This window comes from Streptococcus mitis, from assembly GCF_023109105.1.
Lineage (GTDB): Bacteria > Bacillota > Bacilli > Lactobacillales > Streptococcaceae > Streptococcus > Streptococcus mitis_BW.
On record NZ_JALDTZ010000027.1, the window covers coordinates 1 to 8,669 of the forward strand.

General features: G+C 41.4%; 9 protein-coding genes. All 9 read left to right on the forward strand.

Features of this window, described 5'->3' with window-relative positions:
* Window positions 1-199: 199 nt before the first annotated feature.
* Entirely contained in the window at window positions 200-607 is a 408-nt protein-coding gene (locus M1F37_RS09745; RefSeq protein ID WP_247935660.1) for a hypothetical protein, read from the forward strand.
* A gap of 206 nt (window positions 608-813) precedes the next feature.
* On the forward strand, window positions 814-1,404 hold the full coding sequence (locus M1F37_RS09750) for a class I SAM-dependent methyltransferase (protein WP_282184513.1): 591 nt from the start codon (window positions 814-816) through the stop codon (window positions 1,402-1,404).
* Window positions 1,401-2,678, forward strand: a complete 1,278-nt coding sequence (locus tag M1F37_RS09755) for a pyrimidine-nucleoside phosphorylase (RefSeq protein WP_247935661.1) — start codon at window positions 1,401-1,403, stop codon at window positions 2,676-2,678. Before M1F37_RS09750 ends, M1F37_RS09755 begins: the two co-directional genes overlap by 4 nt.
* A gap of 18 nt (window positions 2,679-2,696) precedes the next feature.
* The gene (gene deoC, locus M1F37_RS09760; protein WP_247935662.1) at window positions 2,697-3,359 is read left to right on the forward strand and encodes a deoxyribose-phosphate aldolase; all 663 of its coding nucleotides are present in this window, start codon (window positions 2,697-2,699) and stop codon (window positions 3,357-3,359) included.
* A complete protein-coding gene (locus M1F37_RS09765) occupies window positions 3,346-3,735 on the forward strand; it encodes a cytidine deaminase (RefSeq protein WP_247935663.1) in 390 nt (129 codons plus the stop codon). The genes deoC and M1F37_RS09765 overlap by 14 nt, the downstream gene beginning before the upstream one ends.
* 89 nt (window positions 3,736-3,824) lie before the next feature.
* A complete protein-coding gene (locus tag M1F37_RS09770) occupies window positions 3,825-4,877 on the forward strand; it encodes a BMP family lipoprotein (RefSeq protein ID WP_247935664.1) in 1,053 nt (350 codons plus the stop codon).
* Between the two features lie 143 nt (window positions 4,878-5,020).
* Window positions 5,021-6,556: an ABC transporter ATP-binding protein gene (locus tag M1F37_RS09775; RefSeq protein ID WP_247935665.1), complete on the forward strand. Its 1,536-nt coding sequence runs from the start codon at window positions 5,021-5,023 to the stop codon at window positions 6,554-6,556.
* Window positions 6,549-7,607, forward strand: a complete 1,059-nt coding sequence (locus M1F37_RS09780) for an ABC transporter permease (RefSeq protein ID WP_247935666.1) — start codon at window positions 6,549-6,551, stop codon at window positions 7,605-7,607. The genes M1F37_RS09775 and M1F37_RS09780 overlap by 8 nt, the downstream gene beginning before the upstream one ends.
* Before the next feature lie 2 nt (window positions 7,608-7,609).
* The gene (locus M1F37_RS09785; protein ID WP_247935667.1) at window positions 7,610-8,566 is read left to right on the forward strand and encodes an ABC transporter permease; all 957 of its coding nucleotides are present in this window, start codon (window positions 7,610-7,612) and stop codon (window positions 8,564-8,566) included.
* Window positions 8,567-8,669 lie beyond the last annotated feature (103 nt).

The following is an 8,669-nucleotide window of genomic DNA, read 5'->3' on the forward strand; positions in this document are numbered from 1 at the left end:
TGCCACTGGTTTTTAGGGTTTTTATCAGACTAACTTCCACTTGAATTAGCGATGGAACTTAGTTTGGGAATTTAGCTAATATCGTATAATAGAGATAGATAGAGGCTGAACAATTTAATGATGAAGTAGGGGATAGATTCCACTGATTTATAAGCTAATAAAGGAGAATTTTTAGTTCACAACTTATAGGAGGTGTACTATGAAAATCTTAAAAGGTTACATATTGGAGCTCTGTTTTATTGTAAGTTTTGCTCTACCTTTTATAAAAGGAGCGAATGCGGATAATGGTAGACGTTTTGTGGAAATCTATTACGGTTTTACTTTTTTGATGGAACATGCCATTATAACAGTTGTCTTTATCTGTTCGCTCTTGATTGCTTTCTTCCTAAAAAAGCGGTGGACGAAATGGCTTGCTGCTGGTAGTTATTTCTTTTTAGTCCTATGGATTGCTACAGAGGGTTATTTCTTCCGCATGTCAATAGAAGATTTGATACGACTTTGGACAAGTTGGGAAATCCTAACGAAAACTTATCAGTTGGGCTTTTATTTAAACATTTTGTTGGGAATGTTGTTGATAATAAAGTATTGTAAGGTTAAGCAATCGTAATAAAAATGCGCCTGATTATAGATGATAAACTTTTTGTTTTATCCTGACTATTATATTTCTAGTTCTAAATGCTTTATCATTCATTTATAAGTGTTGAAAGAGATTGAAGAAAAGGTTTTACTTACTAGCTTTCTTCAGTCTTTTTCGTTTTATTATCAATTTGTAAACGATTTACAATTTGAGTCAAATTATGGTAAAATAGTTTCATGAGTAAAATGTATTATGCAGAAAATCCTGACGCTGCTCACGACATTCATGAGTTGAGAGCGGAGTTGTTGGGAGAAAAAATGACCTTTTTGACAGATGCGGGTGTTTTTAGCAAGAAAATGGTTGACTTTGGAAGTCAACTCTTGCTCAAGTGTCTTGAGGTCAACCAAGGAGAAACTGTCCTTGATGTAGGCTGTGGTTACGGACCTTTGGGCTTGTCCTTAGCTAAGGCTTATGAAGTTCAGGCGACCATGGTCGATATCAACAATCGTGCCTTGGATTTGGCACGACAAAATGCTGAACGAAATAAAGTAGAAGCGACGATTTTCCAGTCCAACATCTATGAACAAGTTGAAGGACATTTTGACCATGTTATTTCCAACCCCCCTATCCGTGCGGGCAAGCAAGTGGTTCATGAAATCATTGAGAAAAGTAAAGATTTCTTGGAAACTGGTGGCGATTTAACAATCGTTATACAGAAAAAACAAGGGGCTCCAAGTGCCAAGTCTAAGATGGAAGATGTGTTTGGCAATTGTGAGATTGTCAAAAAAGATAAGGGATACTACATCCTTAGAAGTGTGAAAGAATGAGAGCAGTTGATTTAATCCAAAAAAAACGAGACGGGCAAGAACTAACTTCAAGTGAAATTGAGTGGTTAGTCGAAGGCTATGTGTCAGGAACTGTTCCTGATTATCAGATGTCTGCCTTTGCTATGGCTGTTTATTTTAAAGGAATGACAACTAGAGAAATCTTTGATTTGACCATGAAGATGGTCAAGACTGGGCAAGAGTTTGATTTATCCGCTATTGATGGGGTTAAGGTTGACAAGCATTCTACTGGTGGTGTTGGTGATAAGGTGACCTTGATTTTAGCTCCCCTTGTTGCTAGTTTTGGTGTGCCTGTGGCAAAAATGAGTGGTCGTGGTCTTGGTCATACAGGTGGAACAATTGATAAATTGGAGTCTATCAAGGGCTATCAAGTAGAACGTAGTCAAGAGGATTTTATTCGTCAGGTACAGGACATTGGTGTATCTGTCATTGGGCAATCAGACCAGCTGGTCAAAGCTGACAAGCTTCTCTATGCGCTCCGTGATGTGACCGCAACTGTCGATACGATTCCTTTGATTGCGAGTTCGGTGATGAGCAAGAAAATTGCGGCAGGAGCGGATGCTATTTTGCTAGATGTAACTGTCGGTGAGGGTGCCTTCATGAAGACGGTTGATGAGGCGCGTGAACTGGCTCAAACCATGGTAGAACTTGGTAAGGCCGTTGGTCGAAAGACGGTAGCAGTGATTACGGATATGAGCCAACCTTTGGGACGAGCTATTGGAAATCGTTTGGAAATCCTTGAAGCACTGGAGATTTTACAAGGACAAGGCCGTCAGGATATTACCCACTTCATCTGTGAATTGGCTCAAATTATGCTTGGCCTGGCAAATGTAAATAAAACAGTTGAAGAAGTTCGCCAACACCTTGAAAATGGTCAAGCGCTGGCTAAGTTTGAGGAGATGGTCCAAGCCCAAGGTGGTGACTTGGGAGACCTTTATCGTCCTGTCAATGTAGCCCATGTGGTGGAAATCCCTGCTCAGGAAACGGGTATTATCTCAGCTCTTCCAGCAATGGAATTTGGCCTTTATGCTATGAGACTGGGTGCTGGTCGTGCAGTCAAATCTGATACCTTGGACTATGAAACAGGAATTGTTTTTGAAAAGAAAGTTGGAGATTCCGTTCAAAAGGGAGAAATTGTTGCAAAAGTATACACAAATGGGAAAATTTCTCCTCAGCTAGTTACAGATTTTCAAAAATATGTTAAAATAAATGATAGAGTACAGAGTTTAAGAGAAATTATCGAAATTATCTCATAAACATAGAGGAATCCGAATATGAAATTAAATAAATATATCGATCATACGCTTTTAAGACAAGATGCAACAGAAAATCAAATTGATTGTTTGTTGTCTGAGGCTAGAGAGTATGATTTTGCCAGTGTTTGCGTTAATCCGACCTGGGTTGAACATGCCAAAAAAGGGCTTGAAGGCGCAGATGTCAAGGTCTGTACAGTAGTAGGTTTCCCTTTGGGAGCAACAACTTCGTCCGTGAAAGCATTTGAAACAAAAGAAGCTATCCAAAATGGTGCAGATGAGATTGATATGGTGATCAATGTCGGGGCTCTCAAATCAGGTAATTTGGCCTTGGTTGAGTCGGATATTCGCGCAGTCGTTGAAGCAAGTAGTGACAAGTTAGTGAAAGTTATTATTGAAGCTTGCCTGCTGACAGACCAAGAAAAAGTTGTAGCTTGTCAATTAGCCCAAAAAGCTGGAGCTGACTTCGTAAAAACATCTACTGGCTTTTCAACTGGTGGAGCTACGGTAGCAGATGTTACATTAATGCGTGAAACAGTTGGACCTGAGATGGGTGTTAAGGCTGCCGGTGGAGCTCGTTCTTATGAAGATGCTCTTGCCTTCGTGAAAGCAGGTGCGACTCGTATCGGAACGTCAGCTGGGGTAGCTATTTTAAAAGGAGAATTGGCAGATGGCGACTACTGAGTTAATTGAACTAGCAATTGAAACCAGCAAACAAGCCTATGTGCCTTATTCTCATTTTCCAGTCGGAGCTGTTCTAGTAGCGAAAGATGGTAGTATTTATACAGGTGTCAATATTGAGAATGCTAGTTATTCTTTGACCAACTGTGGAGAGCGTACAGCGATTTTTAAAGCAGTTTCTGAAGGTCAAAGAGAGTTTTCAGAATTGATTGTCTATGGACAAACTGAAAAACCAATCTCGCCATGTGGTGCTTGTCGCCAAGTGATGGCTGAATTTTTTGAACAAGATCTAAAAGTGACTTTAGTCGCAAAAGATAAATCGACGGTCGAGATGACGGTCGGGGAATTACTTCCATACTCTTTTACAGACTTAAACTAGTCTGAGTCGCTCTCTGAGTGGCACGGTCCTTGTGGCCAACCAATCCATACTTGCAACATCGTTGCACATCTTATTTAGGAGGTTCAGTAATGAACAAGAAACAATGGCTAGGCCTTGGTCTAGTTGCAGTAGCAGCAGTTGGCCTTGCTGCATGTGGTAACCGCTCTTCTCGTAACGCAGCTTCATCTTCTGATATGAAGACAAAAGCAGCAATCGTAACTGATACTGGTGGTGTTGATGATAAATCATTCAACCAATCAGCTTGGGAAGGTTTGCAAGACTGGGGTAAAGAACACAATCTTTCAAAAGATAAAGGTTTCACTTACTTCCAATCAACAAGTGAAGCTGACTACGCTAACAACTTACAACAAGCGGCTGGAAGTTACAACCTGATCTTCGGTGTTGGTTTTGCCCTTAACAATGCGGTTAAAGATGCAGCTAAAGAACATTCTGACTTGAACTATGTCTTGATTGATGATGTGATTAAAGATCAAAAGAATGTTGCTAGCGTAACATTTGCTGATAACGAAGCTGCTTACCTTGCGGGTGTTGCAGCGGCTAAAACAACTAAAACAAAACAAGTTGGTTTTGTAGGTGGTATTGAGTCTGAAGTTATCTCACGTTTTGCAGCTGGATTTAAAGCTGGTGTTGAGTCAGTAGATCCATCTATCAAAGTACAAGTTGACTACGCTGGTTCATTTGGTGATGCTGCTAAAGGTAAAACAATTGCAGCAGCACAATACGCAGCTGGTGCAGACGTTGTTTATCAAGCAGCAGGTGGAACAGGTGCTGGTGTCTTTGCAGAAGCAAAATCCCTCAACGAAAGCCGTTCTGAAAGTGAAAAAGTTTGGGTTATCGGTGTTGACCGTGACCAAGTAGCAGAAGGTAAGTACACTTCTAAAGATGGCAAAGAATCAAACTTCGTTCTTGTATCTACTTTGAAACAAGTTGGTACAACTGTAAAAGATATTGCTAACAAGGCAGAAAAAGGTGAATTCCCTGGCGGTCAAGTGATCGTTTACTCATTGAAAGATAAAGGGGTTGACTTGGCAGTAACAAACCTTTCAGAAGAAGGTAAAAAAGCTGTTGAAGATGCAAAAGCTAAAATCCTTGATGGAAGCGTAAAAGTTCCTGAAAAATAATGGATGGAAGTCATTTCTTAGGAAGCGGCCCTCGGCCGCTTTTTTAAGAGTTGAGACAAAGTCATTTTGTCTCAGTAAAGCTTGCTACTAGAGAAACTAGCAAGTTTTATTGAAATAAAATAAGACTCTGAAAGGAAGAGCACATGGCACACGAAAATGTCATTGAGATGCGTGATATTACCAAGGTGTTTGGTGAATTTGTTGCCAACGACAAAATCAATCTGCACCTACGAAAAGGTGAAATTCATGCACTTTTAGGAGAAAATGGGGCTGGTAAGTCCACGCTAATGAACATGTTAGCAGGGCTTCTTGAACCAACCAGTGGTGAAATTGTGGTCAATGGTCAAGTCGTCAACCTCGACTCACCATCTAAAGCGGCTAGCTTGGGAATCGGAATGGTTCACCAGCACTTTATGTTGGTAGAAGCCTTCACAGTTGCTGAAAACATCATTTTAGGTAGTGAATTAACTAAAAATGGTGTATTAGATATCGCTGGAGCTAGCAAAGAAATCAAGGCTCTTTCTGAACGTTATGGCTTAGCTGTTGACCCTTCTGCCAAGGTAGCAGATATCTCAGTTGGAGCCCAACAACGTGTAGAAATTTTAAAAACTCTTTATCGGGGGGCTGATATCCTTATCTTTGACGAACCAACGGCTGTTTTGACTCCATCAGAAATTGATGAGTTGATGGCTATTATGAAAAATCTTGTCAAAGAAGGTAAATCAATTATCTTGATTACCCACAAGTTGGACGAGATTCGCGCAGTTTCTGACCGCGTTACAGTTATCCGTCGCGGGAAATCCATTGAAACCGTCGAAATTGCAGGAGCTACCAATGCTGATTTGGCAGAAATGATGGTGGGTCGTTCTGTTTCCTTTAAAACAGAGAAACAAGCCTCCCAACCAAAAGAAGTTGTCTTGTCTATTAAAGACTTGGTGGTCAATGAAAACCGTGGTGTCCCAGCTGTTAAAAATCTGTCCTTGGATGTTCGTGCTGGAGAGATTGTTGGTATTGCGGGGATTGATGGAAATGGTCAGTCTGAACTGATTCAAGCCATCACAGGCCTTCGCAAGGTTGAATCTGGTAGCATCGAGCTAAAAGGAGATTCAATTGTAGGATTGCACCCACGTCAGATTACAGAGTTGAGTGTAGGGCACGTTCCAGAAGACCGTCACCGTGATGGCTTGATTTTGGAAATGATGATTTCTGAAAATATCGCCCTTCAAACCTACTATAAAGAACCACATAGTAAAAATGGAATTTTGAACTATTCAAATATTACTTCTTATGCTAAAAAGCTAATGGAAGAATTTGATGTTCGTGCTGCCAGTGAATTTGTTCCTGCGGCTGCACTCTCAGGTGGAAATCAACAAAAAGCAATTATTGCTCGTGAAATTGATCGAGATCCTGAACTCCTTATCGTCAGCCAACCAACTCGTGGTTTGGATGTCGGTGCCATTGAATATATCCACAAACGCTTGATTGAAGAGCGTGATAACGGTAAGGCTGTCCTTGTTGTCAGCTTTGAACTAGATGAGATTTTAAACGTCTCAGACCGTATTGCCGTTATCCACGATGGTAAGATTCAAGGTATTGTATCACCAGAAACAACCAATAAGCAAGAACTTGGTGTCTTGATGGCTGGTGGAAACTTGGGAAAGGAGAAGAGTGATGTCTAAAAAATTACAACAAATTTCGGTTCCCTTGATTTCTGTCTTCCTAGGAATTTTGCTCGGAGCCATTGTCATGTGGATCTTCGGTTATGATGCTATTTGGGGCTACGAAGAATTGTTCTATACAGCCTTTGGTAGTCTGCGTGGGATTGGAGAAATCTTCCGTGCCATGGGGCCTTTGGTCTTGATTGGTCTTGGCTTTGCCGTTGCCAGTCGTGCTGGTTTCTTTAACGTCGGACTTCCTGGTCAGGCTTTAGCAGGTTGGATTCTCAGTGGTTGGTTTGCCTTGTCGCATCCAGATATGCCACGTCCCTTGATGATTCTAGCAACTATCGTAATTGCCTTAATTGCTGGTGGGATTGTCGGAGCGATTCCAGGTATTCTTAGAGCCTATCTAGGGACGTCAGAGGTTATCGTAACCATCATGATGAACTACATCGTCTTGTATGTAGGAAATGCCTTTATCCATGCCTTTCCTAAAGACTTCATGCAAAGTACAGATTCGACTATTCGTGTTGGAGCTAATGCAACCTATCAGACACCTTGGTTGGCTGAGTTGACTGGTAACTCACGGATGAATATCGGTATTTTCTTTGCTCTCATTGCCGTTGCTGTTATTTGGTTCGTGCTCAAGAAAACAACACTTGGTTTTGAAATCCGTGCGGTTGGTCTTAATCCACACGCATCAGAATACGCTGGTATTTCTGCTAAACGGACGATTATCCTATCAATGATTATTTCAGGTGCCTTGGCAGGTCTTGGTGGAGCTGTTGAAGGACTTGGAACCTTCCAGAACGTCTATGTTCAAGGGGCATCATTAGCTGTCGGATTTAATGGAATGGCGGTTAGTTTGCTTGCGGCCAACTCACCAATTGGTATTCTCTTTGCAGCCTTCCTATTTGGTGTTCTCCAAGTTGGAGCCCCAGGTATGAATGCAGCGCAGGTACCGTCTGAGCTTGTCAGCATTGTAACAGCGTCTATTATCTTCTTTGTCAGTGTTCATTACCTTATCGAACGCTTTGTCAAACCGAAAAAACAAGTTAAAGGAGGTAAGTAAAGATGTCTATTACAACCTTGCTCACCCTCTTGGTGTCTTCTATGCTGATTTACTCAGCACCTCTCATCTTTACAAGTATCGGTGGTGTTTTCTCTGAACGTGGTGGTGTGGTAAACGTCGGACTTGAAGGAATTATGGTTATGGGTGCCTTTTCTGGAGTTGTCTTTAACCTTGAATTTGCAGAACAATTTGGAGCAGCAACTCCATGGCTATCCTTACTTGTTGCAGGATTGGTTGGTGGTGTCTTCTCTATCATCCACGCAGCAGCAACGGTTCATTTTCGTGCAGACCATGTTGTCAGCGGTACGGTATTGAACTTGATGGCGCCAGCCTTGGCTGTTTTCTTGGTTAAAGTTCTTTATAACAAAGGACAAACCGACAACCTAAGTCAGACTTTTGGACGCTTTGATTTCCCAGTCTTGGCGAATATTCCAGTTATCGGTGATATCTTTTTCAAGTCAACTAGTCTACTTGGTTATTTGGCGATTGCCTTCTCATTCGTTGCTTGGTTTATCCTCTTCAAGACTCGCTTTGGTCTTCGTCTCCGCTCTGTCGGTGAACACCCTCAGGCAGCGGATACCTTGGGAATCAATGTCTACAAGATGAGATATTTAGGGGTTATCATTTCAGGTTTCCTAGGTGGAATTGGTGGAGCAATTTATGCTCAGTCAATTTCCGTTAACTTCTCAGTGACAACTATTGTTGGACCAGGATTTATCGCTCTTGCTGCGATGATTTTTGGAAAATGGAATCCAATCGGAGCCATGCTATCTAGTCTCTTCTTTGGACTTTCACAAAGTTTGGCTGTTATCGGTTCTCAATTGCCGTTCCTACAAGGAGTGCCAGCGGTTTACCTTCAAATCGCACCTTATGTTTTGACAATACTTGTCTTGGCAGCCTTCTTTGGAAAAGCAGTCGCACCAAAAGCAGATGGTATCAACTATATCAAATCAAAATAAGTATACAAAAAAACGTTAGTTCAATACTGAACTGCACCCCAAAAGTTAGACAGAAAAAATCTAACTTTTGGGGTGTTTTTATTATGAAATTAACTTATGATGA

What these genes read in the sequence shown, in the direction of transcription:
- M1F37_RS09745 (WP_247935660.1), top strand. Translation starts at nt 200, where the DNA reads ATGAAAATCTTAAAAGGTTACATATTGGAGCTCTGTTTTATTGTAAGT.
- M1F37_RS09750 (WP_282184513.1), top strand. Translation starts at nt 814, where the DNA reads ATGAGTAAAATGTATTATGCAGAAAATCCTGACGCTGCTCACGACATT.
- M1F37_RS09755 (WP_247935661.1), top strand. Translation starts at nt 1,401, where the DNA reads ATGAGAGCAGTTGATTTAATCCAAAAAAAACGAGACGGGCAAGAACTA.
- deoC (WP_247935662.1), top strand. Translation starts at nt 2,697, where the DNA reads ATGAAATTAAATAAATATATCGATCATACGCTTTTAAGACAAGATGCA.
- M1F37_RS09765 (WP_247935663.1), top strand. Translation starts at nt 3,346, where the DNA reads ATGGCGACTACTGAGTTAATTGAACTAGCAATTGAAACCAGCAAACAA.
- M1F37_RS09770 (WP_247935664.1), top strand. Translation starts at nt 3,825, where the DNA reads ATGAACAAGAAACAATGGCTAGGCCTTGGTCTAGTTGCAGTAGCAGCA.
- M1F37_RS09775 (WP_247935665.1), top strand. Translation starts at nt 5,021, where the DNA reads ATGGCACACGAAAATGTCATTGAGATGCGTGATATTACCAAGGTGTTT.
- M1F37_RS09780 (WP_247935666.1), top strand. Translation starts at nt 6,549, where the DNA reads ATGTCTAAAAAATTACAACAAATTTCGGTTCCCTTGATTTCTGTCTTC.
- M1F37_RS09785 (WP_247935667.1), top strand. Translation starts at nt 7,610, where the DNA reads ATGTCTATTACAACCTTGCTCACCCTCTTGGTGTCTTCTATGCTGATT.